Here is a 15,997-nt window from a genome sequence, read left to right on the forward strand (position 1 = left end):
CCTCCTCAGGCCGATACCCGCCGCAGCGGTGCAGCATGGATGTCCAGACGACCGGAAACCGCCTCGGCCCAAGGATCTTTTTCCTGCGCGATGGCAAAATCCAGGCGCTCTGCCAGTTCCTTCCGTTGTGCCAAATCGTCGATGACACGTGCCTTGATTTTCTCCAGACCCACCCGCTCCACCCACGGGGCAGTGCGCTCCAGATATTGCGCATCTTCCCGATACATTTGCAGGAAGGCCTTGCTGATCTGCATGACTTCGCTGTCGGTCTGTACCTTGGCCAGCAGATCGGCAGCACGCACCTTCATGCCGCCGTTACCGCCTACGTAAATCTCCCAGCCGGAATCGACGCCGATCACTCCCACATCCTTGATGGTGCTTTCGGCGCAATTGCGTGGGCAGCCAGAGGCAGCGAGTTTGACCTTGTGTGGCGCCCACATCCGTTCCAGGTTTTTTTCCAGATCAATGGCGAGCTGGGTGCTGTTTTGCACGCCAAAGCGACAGAATTCCTGTCCCACACAGGACTTTACCGTGCGCAGGGCCTTGCCATAGGCGTGCCCGGAGGGCATGTCGAGCTCGGCCCATATCGCTGGCAATTTCTCTTTCGGAATGCCGAGTAAATCAAGGCGCTGCCCACCAGTGAACTTGACCATGGGCACTGCATGGCGCTCAGCGACTTCGGCAATGCGCTTCAGCTCCGCTGGTGTCGTTACGCCGCCGTAGATACGGGGGATGACGGAATAAGTGCCATCCTTTTGGATGTTGGCATGCGCGCGCTCGTTGATGAAGCGTGCGGAGGCGTCATCCTTGCCCTCCGCAGGCCAGGCGGTGCGCACATAGTAGTTGACCGCAGGCCGACAACTGGCACAGCCACCGGGATTGCGCCAGCTCAGGGCACGAAACGCATCGCGCACCGAGAGCAGTTTTTCTTTGCGAATGGCGTCGCGTACTTCTTGATGACTGTAATCCGTGCAGCCGCACAACGCTTTTTTGCGTGTGCTCCCGTCGTAAACGCCGCCGAGGGTGCTGACCAGGAGTTGTTCGACGAGGCCCGTGCAGGAGCCACAAGAGGCGCTCGCCTTGGTACATTTGCGAACCTCCTCCAGGGTAAAGAGCCCTTCGCGAATGGCATGCACAATTTGCCCCTTGCTTACGCCGTTACAACCGCAGATTTCGGCGCTATCCGGCAAACGCGAGGCTTGATTGGCACCGGAATGTCCGGAATCGCCAAGATGGGTTTCGCCAAAGAGCAGGTGATCGCGCACAGAGCTGATATCGTTTTCATCGCGCAGATGCTCGAAGAGCCAGGGTCCGATGCTGGTATCGCCGTACAGCAAAATGCCCTTGATCTTGTCATTCTGCAACACGACCTTTTTGTAGATGCCCTGGTGTGCATCGAGCAGGGTAAGTTCTTCCATATCCGCGCCGCCCTGAAAATCGCCAGCAGAGAACAATTCGATTCCGGTCACTTTCAATTTGGTGCTGGTGATCGAACCCTCGTAGCGCATCCGCCCATACTCGGCTAGATGATTGGCGGCGACCTTGGCCTGCTCAAACAGCGGTGCTACCAGCCCATAGGTCATGCCGCGATGTTGCACGCACTCGCCCACGGCGTAGATGCGTGGATCGTAGGTCTGTAAGGTGTCGCTTACCAAGATGCCTTGTTCGCACGCCAGGCCAGCGGCCTGGGCGAGAGCCGTACGTGGGCGAATGCCTATGGTCATCACCACGATGCGGGCTGGAACGCTGCTACCATCCTGAAACTGCAAGCCCTCGACTTGCTCCGTGCCGAGCACGGCGGCACTTTCGCGCTCCATGAGGAAATGGATTCCGCGTGCCTCCATCGCCTGCTGCAACATGGAACCGCCGCGGGCATCCAATTGCTTGTCCAAAGGCCAGGCGCGGCGATGCACTACCGTCACCTGCATGCCGCGGGCATTCAGGCCATGCGCCACCTCTAACCCCAGCAGGCCGGCACCGATGATCACCGCCTCGCCACCACTGGCGCTCACTTGGGTCAGTGCCTCCACATCGCGCATGTCGCGATAACTGTAGACCCCAGAAAGATCATTGCCGGGGATCGGCGCTATCGCCGCCGCCGCTCCCGTCGCAATCAGGATGCGATCGTAGGGCACTACCTCACCCTGCTCCGTAATAACCTGGCGCCGCACGCGGTCGATTTGCACGACCGGGCTGCCGGTACGCAGGGTAATGCCATGTTCGGCATACCAGTCGTGATCATTGAGGATGGTTTCTTCCAGGCGCATTTCGCCGGCCAGCACCGGAGTGAGCAAAATGCGGTTATAATTCGGGTGCGGCTCGTCGCCAAAGACCGCGATCTCATAGAGATCCGGAGCCATTTTCAGCAATTCTTCGACCGTGCGGATACCCGCCATGCCGTTGCCGATCACCACCAAGCGCGCTTTTCGTGCCTTGTTGCTCATTGTACCGTTTCTCCAAAGAAAAAAGGCGCAGCCAGCCATAAATGCTGACGACGCCTTTGCCGTTTCACACACCAACAATCAGGGAGATTGCCTCGAGATTATATAAGCAATTGACATGCCAATGAGTCAGTATAGAGAAAACAGATAGTTAGAGTTTTCTCCCGTTTTATTCTGCTAGGTGGTGGTGCATGGGATGGTGCATGACGCGCTATTTTGGTGCGCTTTTCGATACTTAGAGTATGTATGGTCATTTACTATGCATCTCAATTGAGATACAGATAAATCTGCCCGACCAAGCCCGATTCGCCCTCGGCTACTACCAGCAGCGTCAGGCGTTTTTCACCAAGTCCGAACCCAACAACGAGGAGCAATCCCAATGAGCTTGAACCACCGTTACGATTTCGTGCTGCTCTTCGACGTGAAGGACGGCAACCCCAATGGCGACCCCGATGCCGGCAACCTGCCGCGTCTGGACGCCGAAACCGGCCACGGTCTCGTCACCGATGTGGCGCTCAAGCGCAAGGTGCGCAACTTCGTCGCGATGACGCAGGACCAGGAGCCACGCGACCCGCAGCCCGGCGAGAAGCGTCGTGAAATCTATGTGCGCGAGAAAGCCATCCTCAACCTGCAACACCAGCGCGCCTACAGCGCGCTGAAACTTGATGCGCCCGCAGACGACGAAGCCACTGAAGCCACAGACGAAAAGAAGTCTGCCAAAGGCAAAAAACGCAAGGGCAGCGGTGACGACGTCAACAAGGCACGCGACTGGATGTGCCAGAACTTCTTCGACGTGCGCACCTTCGGTGCCGTGATGTCCACTGGCGTGAACTGCGGCCAGGTGCGCGGCCAGATGTTCGAACACGACCGCTCGGCTTCGCGCGGCGAAATGGCCACCCGCGGTCTCTACGTGTTCAAGTACGACTCCGAGCTGGGCAATGCGCCAGCGCATTCATTGTTCGAGTGTATAAAAGTAACATGCAAACAGAATGTTGGTGCTCCTCGCTCCTTTGCAGACTACGAAGTGTTCCTGAATGAGGAAAACCTGCCGGTGGGTGTTACAGTAATGAGACTGGAATAAGGAGGTGCACTAAATGAGCGAGATTCACTTTGTCGTGGAAGAAGCTCCTGAGGGCGGCTTTATTGCCCGTGCCATGGGGGTAGACATTTTTACGGAGGCCGACGACATGGAAGCCTTACATGCGCAAGTACGCGACGCCGTACATTGCCACTTTGATCCAGATGACAGGCCCAGCCTCATCCGCTTGCACATTACTCGCGAGGATGTCATCGCGGCATGAGGATTCCACGTGATTTATCTGGAAACGAGTTGATTAAGCGGTTAGGACTGTTCGAGTATACTGCCAACAGGCAGACGGGCAGCCATATTAGGCTCACTAGTCAAGTTAGAGGGGAACATCATGTTACCATTCCCAAACACGACCCACTGCGGATTGGAACTTTGGCTTCCATCCTCGACAGTGTCGCCGCACATCACGGCATAACCCGAGATGCTTTGCTCAAGCAATTGTTAGGTTAAAAATGGGCGAGAGCCAGAGTGATCCTATCCCTCTCTCGGCTCTCCAACACTGGGCCTATTGCCCCCGCCAATGTGGCTTGATTCATCTAGAACAATTCTTCGCTGACAACCTTCACACTGCACGCGGGCAAGCGGTGTATCGTCTGGTTGACCAACCAGGATATGAAATTCGGTCTGGGGTACGCGTGGAGCGTGCGCTTCCGCTATGGTCAGAGCGATGGGGTTTAATAGGCAAGGCCGACCTGGTGGAGTTCCATCCCGATGGCACGGTCTTCCCGGTGGAATTCAAGCATGGCCGCAAACGCCAGAAAACACATGACGACATCCAGCTCGCCGCCCAGGCCATGTGCCTGGAAGACATGCTCGGGCGTCCTGTGCCGCTTGGCGCCATCTACCACGCCAGCAGCCACCGGCGGCGCGAAGTCATCACGCCCGCACTGCGCGAACTCGTCGTGCAGACCGCCGACGCCATACGCGCCATGCTGAGCGCTGGAACGCTGCCCCCGCCGATGGATTATTTCGTCGTCGAAGCGAATGGTTGTAGCCGTTTTGCGGCCGCCCGCTGGACGGCTACGGCGGACAAGCCTATCGCCGACATACTCTCCAGCCCTCTCGAAAAACTCGTCGTTCAGTTCCGGTGCAAGTCCGGGTCAGCCCATACTGTCGCGGGATTTCAGACCCTTAAGCCTCAAAACGCCGCATTCACAAAAATCCAGGCGCCTTCGGTGTTTACGCCATAGTGACTGTGCACGTAATCGGCGTATTGCACCCCTGCGGTCCAGTGTCGCGAGAAATGATGAATGGCGGAGAGGTCCACTTCGTGGCCATAGCTCTCGCTTTGGTAGGCGCTATGAAAATCGTAGTAAGTCGCCTGCAAGGCAGTCCCATACAGCTTGCCTTCCAGAGTGAAATAGAGACTACGCAAGCCATATACCGGCGTAGTCAGAAACAGCTCCGCCCAACCATTGAAGGCATGTTTGGTGGCCAGTGGCGTCTGAAATCCATAACTGCCATTCCGGTTGCTGCTCATCACCATGTAGTTGGCCAATAAGCCAACCCCAGACCAACGCACACCACTGCTCAGGTGATAATACTGGGCGTTGATGAGGGAGCTACCCGCATCATAGGGGAGCTGTTTCGCATAGGTGAAATCATAAGGAACCTGAATTTTGTCAGCGACGGGAATGGCCCCCTGCATGCGTAACCCAAGGGTTTGGCTATTACAGACCTGGGCGTTGCCGGCCAGAAAACAGGCAGCCGCTCCGGGAATTGCGCTTTTGGCCTGATTTCCGTACCAGTAGCCAAAGGCTTGGGCATGGAACATCGGCGAGGGCTGCCAATGGACTTCACCCAAGAAGGTCTTGCTGGGCACATTTTCATTGAGGATGTTTTTGATGCGCCAAATGTATGCAGCGTAGGCGCCGAGGGTGGCGCTAGGGTTTTCCTGGATGGAGATAGCATCAAAGCTCTGCGGTGTTTGACGAAAACCGACAGCACCGACAAAGCGTTCATCATCGAGATTGATCTCTTGGCGTCCGGCGCGTACCTGCAACCCGCTCAAGCCTTGGTATTGCAGGTAGGCTTGATTGATGTTGGCTTCTTCCGGGTCGGGAATCACCGAATACGACGTTTTGCTATTCCTCAGACTGTTGTAATTATTGAGGATACCCGCCACGTCGATGAATTGCAGATTGGCGCTAAAGCCCGCGATAGGCTTGCTCGCCAACCCCAATAAAGTTTGCACGGTGAAGGCGTTGGCGTCGCGTTTACCATTTTGCGACATGAATTCATAGCGCGGACGAAAGTTCAGGCTGACGTTGCCACCACTGATGGCATTGGCGATGGGGTCGGCCCAGGCACTGCTTTGCGGTAGGGCAATGGTGGATAAAATAGCGGCAGTAATAATGGAGCGGCGAAAAGTGGTCATAATGACTCCAGAGACAAGAAGGGCCTGACAGCGGCGCATGCGCCGCTGCGAGAGGACGGTAAGGGAGTTTCAATCCGTAACGGCGGACGCCTTGAGGTCTTGAGAATGAAGCGTATGACTGTGGGCGGGGCTGGCTTTAGACCAGGTTAGCCACTGGCGGCGCAGGGCGAAAACCATCAGCAAGGCGGTAGCGCTGAGCCCAGCAAAGATGCCAAAGCCCCAGTGGTAACTTCCCGTCTGTTCTTTAGCGATGCCCAGAATCACCGGCAGATAGAATCCACCCACGCCACCGGCTGCACCAATAATGCCGGTCATCAACCCCGTCTTTTCTGCCCAACGCAGGGGAACGAGCTGAAAGGTGGCGCCGTTGCCCAGGCCAAAGGATGCGTAGAGTATTAACAACAATGCAATACTGACTGCTAAGGTGGGTGTCCACAGGGCAAAGCTGGCATCGATGAGGCAGATTCCCGCAAGGAAATAGCGCAAAGCGATCGCACCAGAAATTCGATCGGCGATGAGCCCACCAAACGGCCGAAGAATCGCGCCAGTAAAGGCAAAAAGGCCCATCAACATGCCGGCATCTACTTTCGGTAGATGATAGAGGGTTACCAGTAGCAGGCTGACAAAGGCAGACATCCCGACAAAGCCACCAAAGGTTATGGCATAGACCAAAATCAATGCCCAGGTATCACGCTCACGGAAAACCGGAAAGTACCGGCGCGGCAGAAATACCAGCGACAGGATGACCCCGTAGATTGGCAACAGTAACAGTGCCGCCTTGCCGTGCAGGCCCAGCCAGCCGCGCGGAGTAGCAACCGCCAAAAAGGCCAAGCCGACGAGGGTCAGTCCCCAACCCCAGGCCGCCGGAGCCACTTTTCCCGTTTTTGGAGCACAATCCTTGCCCCAGAACCACAGGGTAACGGCCGCCAAGCCCAGCAGGGGAAGAACCGCAGCCGTGGCGTGTGTCCAGCCGAACTGGCCGGCCAATGGTGGAAAGAGGAATCCGTCGAGCACAGCACCAATGTTGCCAGCTGCCGCAATGCCCAGAACCGTACCCTGGATTTTGGGCGGGTAATTACTGCCTGCCATGGGCAAGGCTACGGCAAAGCTGGCACCACCAACGCCCAGCAGCACGCCCAGGAAGATCAAGGCGTCATAACTGAGTACGCCGGGGTAGAGGGATAAAACCAGAGGCGGAATCGCTGACAGTGCCACACCAATCAAAGCTAGCCAGCGACCGTTAACGGCTTGATACAGATTGCCGAAGCCAATACGCAAGATCGCGGCCGCGAGCACAGGAACGGCTACCAAATACCCTTGCTGCATGGCCGAGATATGCAGGCTATGAATCATATAGGGCGCCAAGGGGCCGTACAGCAACCACACCGTAAAGCCGGTATCAAAATAGAGGAAGCTGGCGAGCAAGGCGCGCCAATTTCCTGCACGCAGTTGGGAGAGCAGGGATTGCATGACAAAGTCCTCAGGCAGTCGAAAAACAAAAAGGCGTTCCTGACCGTTGCCGGCCAGGAACGCCATCGTTCCGTGTCATCACTCAGCGTTGAGTGATGCTCGAATGATGTAAAGCAGAACTCATGCCATCATGAATGTTCCCGATAACTTAGCAACAAGTCTATTAAAAAATAATGAGTTGTAACGCACAGGGTCAGACTTTTGCAGTGAAAACAGAAACGCAAGAAATGCACAACAATAGTGCGCACGCTCTGTTTTGGGGCCTCATTATGGGTCATTGCCTTGTTTCAGCTACCCGGCTGCGGTTGGCTGGCATCAAATATTTGCGTCGCGCCCATCGGGATATCGCGTAGCTCTCCCGTCATTTTCCAGGGAGCCGTATGTGCCCCCAAACCGGACTGTTCATCGACGGGAATGGGGGCATCCATCGCTGCTGCGGCCTGACGATACAAGTCGCCGCGATATACGCGCGCCACCACGGATTTAGCCGATATCGTTGCTGGCCATTGGCCAGAAAGCTGCATTTGCTCCGCCAGCCAGAGTCCGTGTTCCTGCCAGGGATATTGCGCTGCATAGCGATGGAAGACGTGCCCATCCGGCTGCTCTGCCATGCCAGGTACGGCACCCCGCAAGGCTGCGGCAACGGCGGTTTCGGGGACCTCGATGGCCTTCGCAATCCACGGGGCGGCATGCTGGCGCTGCGCTGGGACATCCAGCCAGCGGCCAGCGGCAATCAAGGCGCGGAGCAAGGCCTGATGCGGCTCCGGTTCGCGCGTTGCCCAATCCTCGCGAACCGCAAGAACTTTCTCCATTACGTTGTTCCACAATGAATAACTGCTAACGATGGGTTGTCCGACTCCCTCCATGGCAGCCAGGCTGCCCCAGGGTTCGCCCACGCAAAAGGCATCGATTTCGTCCTTGCGCAAGGCATCAACCATGTAGCGCGGAGGTACCACACCAATTTCCACTTCGCTGTGCAGGTCCAGTCCTGCCGCCTGCAGCCAGTGGCGCAACTGATAGTGGTGGTTGGATACCGGCGATACCACTGCAAATCGTAGTGGCAATAGAGAAGGGTTGCCGCGCACGAGTTTGCACAACGCGTTGCCCATGGCCATCGGGCCATCCTGCACGCTGCTACCCGCCTCCAGCAGCAATTCATACAGGCGTCTGCTGACGGTAATCGTATTTCCATTGAGCGAGAGGACCAGACCTGTAATGACCGGGATTTTTGGCGAGGCGATGCCGAGAGTGGCCGCCATCGGCAGTGGTGCCAGCGCGTGAGCGGCAACCAGGTCACCAAAAAGCAGATGATCGCGCAAACTGGCCCAGGATGGCTCGCGCTGCAAGCGTACCTGCAATCCTTCGCGGGCGAAAAAGCCCAGTTCCTGCGCTACGATCAGGGGAGCGCTATCGACAAGGGCGACATAGCCCAGCGAGAGTTCGGCATCGGTTTTCATTCCACGGTCCTCGAAATCCTGAAAAAGAAAACCTCGCTTCCGCAGAGCCGAAGCGAGGACGTCATTGTCAGTTCGTTACAAGCAAGATTCATGCGTTACTCGCGGCTGACTGCTGCAGCGTGATTAGATCGCTTCCTCGCACTCGCTTATCACCGCGCTTGCCGAAGCACAGTCAATACAAAGCTGCAGCCAGGCATATTCCGCTACCTCACTCATGGGGGTGGGATCGGCCTCGCAGGCACAGCCGGGAATGATGCTTGCGCAGCTTACGCCAAGCACAAGATGCAGACTTCCATCGTTTTCCCACTCGCGCAACAACATGATGCTGGCGCTTTCCACCAGGGCATGACTGCCATGTTCCATAGCGCGTTGCAGCGGCCAGAAGAGGGCGTCCTGAGCACGCAATTCGTCGGCGAGAACAGCGCAAAAATCGGGCTGGTTCCGGGCGGCTAAAGAGATTGGTAGGGTCAAAGACATGCGGTCGAGCCTACAGAGTCAAATGGTACCAGATGAGGAATTCTGCAGCGCGACCAAGAATCCTTGCAATACTAAGGCGGCGTTGTGTTCCGTGTCATGCGCGGCGTAGAGAAGTAGCAGATCGCGCTTGCCAGCGGACTCCAGTAGACTGCGAGCTACTGCCTCGTGCACCTGCAACTCTTTTCGGTAGCGTTCCTGAAATTCCCCCCAGCGTGCGGGGTCATGCCCAAACCATTGGCGCAGTTTGGTAGATGGCGCGAGCTCCTTGGGCCAGGCATCCAGGCCTAGGTCGCTTTTGCGAACCCCGCGCGGCCACAGGCGCTCTGCCAAAACGCGATAACCATCAGGGAAAGGGTGCTCATAGACGCGCCAGGTTATGATTTGCATGCTTTTTCCCTCTCCTTATCTGTTTTCTGTACGCCGCCGCTCGGCCATGGCCGCACCTAATGCCGTTGCCGTCACAGTGTCTAGCAGTTCTGCCGCAACGGAAAATACTTTCTCGTTTTCCAGCCGTACATGCCGTCTGCTGAGATCAATAAAAGGCTGCATGTGCAGAGTATTTTCGGCAAAAATATCTTGGCGGATTTGGATTAAATCGCTTGCCAATGGCTCCCAAAAGGCATCCAGTAATGAATGCTGTTGCATGAGTTCCGCAATAATCGCGCGCGTGGCAGTTGGAAGATCTTTGTGTGCCAGGAGCCAAGGAAATAATTGTTTTTCCTCGTCGGCGTGGTGTGCTGGCCCGGAGAGGGTGAAATAGCGATATACCCTTTCTGCGGCTTGTTGCAAGTCGGAGTCCACGCCCTGATCTTTCAGACGAGTGTTCAACCGTTCGAGTAGTTGGCAATGTTGGAGAATACGCTCATGACAGGCTTGCAAGAGCGCTATGGGATTGGCAAAGGAAGGGGCAGGCTCACGAAGTAAACGCAGCATTTGCTATCCCTCTTATTCGGAACACCTCATACATTGTACATCATAGCGCTCGATCCAGGCGCGCAGCGCCGTAAGCGCCTCGTCTCCGGTATGTAAGTTTGCCAAAGCCTCGCCGAGATTGTCGGCACGCAAGCGGGTAATCCAGGCATCCCCGTAGGGATCAATATTGATCAGGTGCGGATCGTCCAGAAGCAACTCATTGCGCGCCACGACCTCACCAGCGAACGGCACCGGGACCCCTCCCGCCCATTTTCCACTTTCCAATGTTGCCACATGACGGCCGGCCTCCAGGTGCGTTCCCACTTTTTTGATGCGCGCTTTTTGTAGCCGGCCCGACATGGTTTGTGCAGGGTCGGTCACACCAATGGTGAAAAGCCCGTCATCCTCAGGGCGAACCCATATATAGTCCAGGTCATAAAACAAATCCTCGGGAAGCTCACAGCCGCGATATTCACTCATTTGTGTTTACTCCTGTGCTGCTGCGATTTTCTGACGAACGAAATCGCCTTGTCCCGGTAGCGCTTCGTCAAGATAGGGATAGAGTTCGCTCTCTTCTTTGGCGTCATGTTGTTTCAGAATGATTTGTACCGTGCTGAGAAGGTCGGCGAATTCTTCTGTATCGTGTTGCTGTAAACTGTCTTCTATTTCCGCGAAAAATACCCGCAGATCCTGGTGTCCCTTGCGTAACAGGGCGGTTAACGGATGCTGTTCGTCTTGAGACCAACGTTCAAAGGCGGGAAACAACAGATATTCTTCTATCGTCATATGGGCGCCAACGATACCTTTGCGAAAGCCTTGGAACAGGGTTTCTGCTTCCTGCCAATGACCTTTTTCTACGGCTATTTCTGTTTCTGCCAATAGCTTATCCAAGCGTTCGTGATCATGCTGCATGATGTCCTGTATGGCATGCGTCATTTTTCTCCTCCCGAAACACTGTCAAGCAGCTTCAAGACATCGCTTAACGGTTGTACGCCAACGGTTTTTAACCCGCCGTCAATGACGATAGCGGGTACGGTACGAATGCGCAGGCGACTGACGATTTCCCGCCCAGCCTTGTCCGCCACATCGAGAATCGCCAATTCTGCTGATCGCTTTTCTACGGCCTCTTGCCAGATGGTTTCGGCTTGCGGACAGGTGGGGCACCATTTGGAAACCAACAGTTGTACTTTCATGGGGAATCTCCTCAGCCATTGGGTGTAAAGCTGTCGAAATGGATTTGCGAACTCGGCAGCCCATGGGATAAAAGCAAATCAATGGCCGCCTCGATCATGCCGGGACTACCACAGAGGTAGGCCTCATGGCCTTGCCAATTGCCCATTTGCGCAACAGTGGGCAACAGACGACGTGCGCCGTCCCATTCGTGGTCTTCCACATCGGACAGGGTCGGTATGACACGAAAATGTGGGTAGCGCTGTCCCCACTCCTGCAATAATTCCAGATGATAAAAATCCTGCCGTTTGCGCGCCCCAAAAAATATGGTAATGGGCCGCTGCCAGCCTAGATCCAGACTTTCCTGCACGATGGCCTCGATGGGCGCTAGGCCAGTGCCGGCGGCAACACAAAGAATGGGGCGCTCATTGTCTTGGCGCAGGCGAAAATCGCCTTGTGCGGCAGAGAGTTGTAGTTTGTCGCCGATCTTTGCGCGGTGAAACAACCAATCGCTGAAACTGCCGCCGGGAACCGCACGGACGTGGAAAATCACACTGTGATCATGTTGCGGCGGACGCGCCATGGAGTAGGAGCGCCAGGTATCTGCGTGTTCAGGAACGACAATACGCGCATATTGACCACTGCGATAAGGATAGTCTCGATCCATTTGCAGGCGGATTTCCATCACCGAGGGTGCCAGCTGGGTCAAGGCATGGATTTGCCCTTCCCACAGTTCTGGTGTGTCAATCTGTGCCCGAATCTGCATATCGCTGCGCGGTTGCAGTTTGCACAAAATCACTTTGCCTGCGCTACGCTCGTCCGGGGTAAGTAATAGCGGCATAAACGGCAGTTGCTCGAAATCTCCTGCCAGCACCGTACCCTTGCAGTCACCACAGGAGCCGTTACCACAACCATGATGGATAGCAATTCCTTGTTCGAGAGCGGCCTCGACAATGCTTTGATTGCTGCGCACTCGCAAGCTCTGGCCGGACGGTTCCAGCGTAATTTGATAATCCATTTCGTCCTCCGGGCAGATGGCCCCGGCGAAGCACCAGGGCCGCAGGGTTTAGGCCGCCACCGGGGGTACGTCGTCGAGGGTCAGAGGCTTGTAGCGATCTACTGCCATGGCATCACAGGCCGCCTGGATACATACCGTCGAGGCAAGGTTGTAGGCTTCGATCCAGGACTCGGCCATTTCCGCGGTCCATGCCGGTCCGAGAAAGTGCTTCAGGGTCAGCAGCAGGCTTTTGCCGACAATGGGATAGTGTTCTGGACGGGTGTCGTATTTGATGTGCCCAACCCCCAGTTCCTGCAAATAGGGGACTAGCATATCCGTGTTGTCGATATTCGAGGCAATCAGGATGACGGAATTGAAGAGGCGCACTCGTTGCTCACTCATATCGCCGGGAAACATTTTGCGCACTTCGGGAAAATGCTGAAACATTGTGTCATAGAAATGTGCGGCAACCTGCACTCCCAGATCTTGTACCGCCTTGCCGCTACTCTTGATCAAGTCCATGTCGATGCTCATCTGCTGCTCCTTGGCTCAGTAAGAAAACCACGAGGCAACCATAGGCCTACTCGGTGAGATTTTCCTTGATCTTGGTCAAGAAAAATCAGAAGGCAGAATCGCTGCCACACGCTCGCGCAGGGCTGGGAGCACTTCTTCCACAAACCAGGGATTGCGGCGTAACCAGAGGGTGTTGCGGGGGCTGGGATGCGGCAGGGGAATGAGTGCGGGAGCATAGTCACGCCAATTACGTACCAGTTCCTGCAAGGAACCCTGACTTGTCGGCAAATGATACTGGCGCGCGTATTGGCCGATCACCAGGGTTAGCTCCACCTGCAGCAGATGACTGAGCAAAGAGTTGCGCCAGCGTGGGGCGCACTCTGACCGCGGCGGAAGATCGCCAGATCGTCCCTTGCCGGGATAACAAAAGCCCATCGGTACCAGCGCAAAGATCTGCGGATCGTAAAATTGTGCCCGACTGACACCGAGCCAATCGCGTAGGCGATCGCCACTCAGGTCATCAAAAGGCAGGCCACTGGCATGGGCGCGACGCCCAGGCGCCTGCGCCGCAATCAGGATTTTCGCTTGGGGGTGGATCTGCAAGACCGGCCGTGGTGCCTGCGGCAGCTTTTCGGCGCATACTTGGCAGGTACGCAATTCCGCCAACAGGTCTAAAAAAGTCTGGTCGCGATCAGACATCCGCAACCTGTTCTAGGCCAATGTGCTGTAAAAATCTCGTCAGGGTATAGGAGCGGTAAGGAGCCTCGGGAACCGCGAGATATAGCGTCCAATGAATCCCTTGCGGGGCGGGGAGGCGGCGCGTACAGAACTCCCAATCCGAGCGGTACCGCAAGGCAGTACTCGCAATGAAACCAATACCGAGCCCCGCAGCTACCGCGTTGCCCATGGCCTCGACGCCATTGACCTCAATGCGAATGGGTACACTCAGCCCCTGCCGCGTAAACTCCTGTAATACCCGTGCCCGCACCCCCGATTGCGACTCGCGCCACACCATGGGAAAGGCCAACAAATCGGCAATCGTGATATCGGGTTGGCTCGCCAGGGGGTGATCGTTGGGAAAGATGGTGAGTATTTCATCCTGTAACCACGGGTACTTACGATAATAGCGGGGGAGGCTGACATCCTCGCTGCCTTCCTCGATGAAAAGCAGATCCCAATCGAGCAGCGCAGTTTGCGACCAGTCACTGACCCCACCCTTCATGATGATCTCCACCTCGGGATAGACCTGGCGAAATTCGACCAGGTGTTGGGGCAGAAAATAGTTGGCAATCGTATTGGTGGCGGCGATTTTCAGCACACCCTCTTGCAAATGGGAGCGCCGATAGAGCATGTCGGAGACCTCGTTTTTGAGCTCCAGCAGGCGCCGTGCGGGAGTCAAATATGCCTCTCCGGCTGCCGTCAGACGTATGCCACGACCATTGGGAACGTACAGCGCCTCACCGACGATGTCGTTCAGGCGTTGCAGACGCTCGCTGATGGCCGGTTGACTACGATGTAGCAGACGGGCAGCCGCGCTGACGCTGCCGCTTTCGGCCACGGCCCAAAAGGTTTCCAACAGTTCGAGGGAGGGGGTAGATATCGGCATGGCAAAGTTACCCTAGCACAGAAACCATCTTATCCGCCGATCGCTTGCATCAGCGCGACACTGTCTACTAGTCGTTGCGCCTGCGCGGCGGCCAGTGCCAAACGGGTCCGTTGTGCCTGCTGCTGGGCAATCAGCACTTGCAGGTAGCTGGCTGCACCAAACTGGTATTGTCGCTCAACAGAGCGCAGGGACCCCTGCGCGGCGGCATCGGCGGTGGCGAGTGCGGATAAGGTTTGTGCGTCCTCATCTACCGCGCGCAGCGCATCGGCGACGTTGCGCAAGGCATCCAGCACTACGCCATGATAGTTGGCAGCGGCAGCGTCGAAAGCTGCCAATGCCGCACGCTTTTCCGCGGGCAGGCCCGGATTGAATAGCGGTTGTGTCAGTTGTCCAATTAGGCTCCATACTAGCGAAGCAGGACTGAACAGTGCAGCATTACTGAGGGCTTGGCTGCCGAGGTTGGCGCTGAGGTTGAGTTGCGGATAGAGCTTGGCCACGGCCACACCATAATCAGCATTGGCAGCTTGTAACAGGGCCTCGGAGGCCCGGATATCTGGACGACGGCGCACCAGCTGTGAGGGCACCACCAGCGGCAAGTCCTTGGGTAGGGTGAAGTCCGCCAAGGTGAATGCGGGGATGCCACCCGCTCCCGGCGCGCGTCCGGCGAGGGTGGCGAGCAGGTGCTCGATCTGCTGTAACTGTTTTCGGTACGCCGGTAACTCGGCGCGCGTTTGCTCGGCCTGGGTGGTGAGGGACAGCACTTCGTCTGGCGATGCCTGGCCGAGGCGTACGCGGCTGCGGGCGAGTTCGAGCTGTTTCTCCTGGGCACGCAGAATAGCGGTGCTGGCCTCGATCTGCGCCGCGAGCTTTGCCTGCGTAATCACGGCGGTAGCGATATTGCCAATCAGGGTCAAGCGCGCGGCTTCCAGTTCGTAGCGGCGGTAGTCGGCCCGGGCGGCCAAGGCCTCCAACGCGCGACGGTTGCCGCCGGCGAGGTCCAGGTTGTAACGCACGCCCACGCTGGCGTTGTAGAGTGTGAAGGCACGTGCGGCCGCCGTTTGTCCCAAAACCCCGGGGTTGAAGCGCTGTCGTTCGCCGGTAAGCCCGGCATCCACTTGGGGATAGCGTGTCGAACCGGCCTGTGCGGCATAGAGTTCCTGCGCCTGGTTCAACGTGGCACGAGCGGCGGTGAGGGTGGGGTTGTCTTGCAGTGCCTGGTCGATCAGCGCGTCGAGCTTGGGCGATTCGAAAGATCGCCACCACTGCGCATCGATATTCGTCCCAGCGACGATACGCTGCGTCTCGCCTTGGCTGACGGGTGCCGAGGCGCTTTGCGCAACAAGCGGTGTAGCGGTGTATGCCGTCACCCTGGGGGCGGCCGGGGCCTTGAAGTCTGGCCCGCCGGCACAGCCAGCCAAGGCGACCAGCAGCAGGGCACCGCTGGCCCCAAGCAGACGATGAGCGAAATTCTGCGTGCGGGTTTGCAT

At 56.9% G+C, this 15,997-nt stretch carries 19 protein-coding genes; 4 read left to right on the forward strand and 15 right to left on the reverse strand.

The window, feature by feature from the left end; all coding sequences use genetic code 11:
* Positions 1–5: 5 nt before the first annotated feature.
* On the reverse strand, positions 6–2,444 hold the full coding sequence (gene nirB / locus AB4090_RS01030; RefSeq protein WP_369571990.1) for a nitrite reductase large subunit NirB: 2,439 nt from the start codon (positions 2,442–2,444) through the stop codon (positions 6–8).
* A gap of 376 nt (positions 2,445–2,820) precedes the next feature.
* Here nirB and AB4090_RS01035 point away from each other — a divergent pair, with 376 nt between their 5' ends.
* The 4 genes from AB4090_RS01035 to cas4 are packed head-to-tail and all read left to right on the forward strand — an operon-like array spanning position 2,821 to position 4,721.
* Positions 2,821–3,522 carry a type I CRISPR-associated protein Cas7 gene (locus AB4090_RS01035; protein WP_369571991.1) on the forward strand — a complete coding sequence of 234 codons (702 nt, stop codon included), beginning with the start codon at positions 2,821–2,823 and terminating at the stop codon, positions 3,520–3,522.
* A gap of 13 nt (positions 3,523–3,535) precedes the next feature.
* The gene (locus AB4090_RS01040; protein WP_369571992.1) at positions 3,536–3,742 is read left to right on the forward strand and encodes a 2-oxoisovalerate dehydrogenase E1 subunit beta; all 207 of its coding nucleotides are present in this window, start codon (positions 3,536–3,538) and stop codon (positions 3,740–3,742) included.
* Positions 3,739–3,981, forward strand: a complete 243-nt coding sequence (locus tag AB4090_RS01045; RefSeq protein ID WP_369571993.1) for a type II toxin-antitoxin system HicA family toxin — start codon at positions 3,739–3,741, stop codon at positions 3,979–3,981. The genes AB4090_RS01040 and AB4090_RS01045 overlap by 4 nt, the downstream gene beginning before the upstream one ends.
* A gap of 2 nt (positions 3,982–3,983) precedes the next feature.
* The gene (cas4, locus tag AB4090_RS01050) at positions 3,984–4,721 is read left to right on the forward strand and encodes a CRISPR-associated protein Cas4 (protein ID WP_369571994.1); all 738 of its coding nucleotides are present in this window, start codon (positions 3,984–3,986) and stop codon (positions 4,719–4,721) included.
* Here the strand turns inward: cas4 and AB4090_RS01055 are convergent.
* The 14 genes from AB4090_RS01055 to AB4090_RS01120 form a co-directional block, all read right to left on the reverse strand.
* Positions 4,670–5,908 (reverse strand): alginate export family protein, encoded by a 1,239-nt coding sequence (locus AB4090_RS01055; RefSeq protein WP_369571995.1) that lies wholly within the window; start codon positions 5,906–5,908, stop codon positions 4,670–4,672. The genes cas4 and AB4090_RS01055 overlap by 52 nt on opposite strands.
* A 69-nt stretch (positions 5,909–5,977) precedes the next feature.
* The gene (locus AB4090_RS01060; protein WP_369571996.1) at positions 5,978–7,444 is read right to left on the reverse strand and encodes an MFS transporter; all 1,467 of its coding nucleotides are present in this window, start codon (positions 7,442–7,444) and stop codon (positions 5,978–5,980) included.
* 221 nt (positions 7,445–7,665) lie between these two features.
* Positions 7,666–8,835, reverse strand: coding sequence for a CmpA/NrtA family ABC transporter substrate-binding protein (locus AB4090_RS01065; RefSeq protein ID WP_369571997.1), 1,170 nt, complete (start codon positions 8,833–8,835; stop codon positions 7,666–7,668).
* A 123-nt stretch (positions 8,836–8,958) separates the two neighbouring features.
* Entirely contained in the window at positions 8,959–9,312 is a 354-nt protein-coding gene (locus tag AB4090_RS01070; RefSeq protein WP_369571998.1) for a hypothetical protein, read from the reverse strand.
* A gap of 18 nt (positions 9,313–9,330) precedes the next feature.
* Positions 9,331–9,699, reverse strand: coding sequence for a DUF488 domain-containing protein (locus AB4090_RS01075; RefSeq protein WP_369571999.1), 369 nt, complete (start codon positions 9,697–9,699; stop codon positions 9,331–9,333).
* 15 nt (positions 9,700–9,714) lie between these two features.
* A complete protein-coding gene (locus AB4090_RS01080; RefSeq protein ID WP_369572000.1) occupies positions 9,715–10,245 on the reverse strand; it encodes a hemerythrin domain-containing protein in 531 nt (176 codons plus the stop codon).
* A gap of 12 nt (positions 10,246–10,257) precedes the next feature.
* Positions 10,258–10,704 (reverse strand): glycine cleavage system protein H, encoded by a 447-nt coding sequence (locus AB4090_RS01085; RefSeq protein ID WP_369572001.1) that lies wholly within the window; start codon positions 10,702–10,704, stop codon positions 10,258–10,260.
* Positions 10,705–10,710: 6 nt separating this feature from the next.
* The gene (locus AB4090_RS01090) at positions 10,711–11,160 is read right to left on the reverse strand and encodes a hemerythrin domain-containing protein (RefSeq protein WP_369572002.1); all 450 of its coding nucleotides are present in this window, start codon (positions 11,158–11,160) and stop codon (positions 10,711–10,713) included.
* A complete protein-coding gene (locus AB4090_RS01095) occupies positions 11,157–11,417 on the reverse strand; it encodes a thioredoxin family protein (RefSeq protein ID WP_369572003.1) in 261 nt (86 codons plus the stop codon). Before AB4090_RS01095 ends, AB4090_RS01090 begins: the two co-directional genes overlap by 4 nt.
* Positions 11,418–11,428: 11 nt before the next feature.
* A complete protein-coding gene (locus AB4090_RS01100) occupies positions 11,429–12,412 on the reverse strand; it encodes a 2Fe-2S iron-sulfur cluster-binding protein (protein ID WP_369572004.1) in 984 nt (327 codons plus the stop codon).
* Positions 12,413–12,460: 48 nt separating this feature from the next.
* Positions 12,461–12,925: a globin domain-containing protein gene (locus AB4090_RS01105; protein WP_369572005.1), complete on the reverse strand. Its 465-nt coding sequence runs from the start codon at positions 12,923–12,925 to the stop codon at positions 12,461–12,463.
* Between the two features lie 75 nt (positions 12,926–13,000).
* Positions 13,001–13,603, reverse strand: a complete 603-nt coding sequence (locus tag AB4090_RS01110) for a uracil-DNA glycosylase family protein (protein ID WP_369572006.1) — start codon at positions 13,601–13,603, stop codon at positions 13,001–13,003.
* Entirely contained in the window at positions 13,596–14,510 is a 915-nt protein-coding gene (locus tag AB4090_RS01115; RefSeq protein WP_369572007.1) for a LysR family transcriptional regulator, read from the reverse strand. The genes AB4090_RS01110 and AB4090_RS01115 overlap by 8 nt, the downstream gene beginning before the upstream one ends.
* 29 nt (positions 14,511–14,539) lie before the next feature.
* The gene (locus tag AB4090_RS01120; RefSeq protein ID WP_369572008.1) at positions 14,540–15,997 is read right to left on the reverse strand and encodes an efflux transporter outer membrane subunit; all 1,458 of its coding nucleotides are present in this window, start codon (positions 15,995–15,997) and stop codon (positions 14,540–14,542) included.

Origin of the sequence: Acidithiobacillus sp. IBUN Pt1247-S3 (genome assembly GCF_041146875.1) — a bacterium.
GTDB lineage: Bacteria > Pseudomonadota > Gammaproteobacteria > Acidithiobacillales > Acidithiobacillaceae > Igneacidithiobacillus.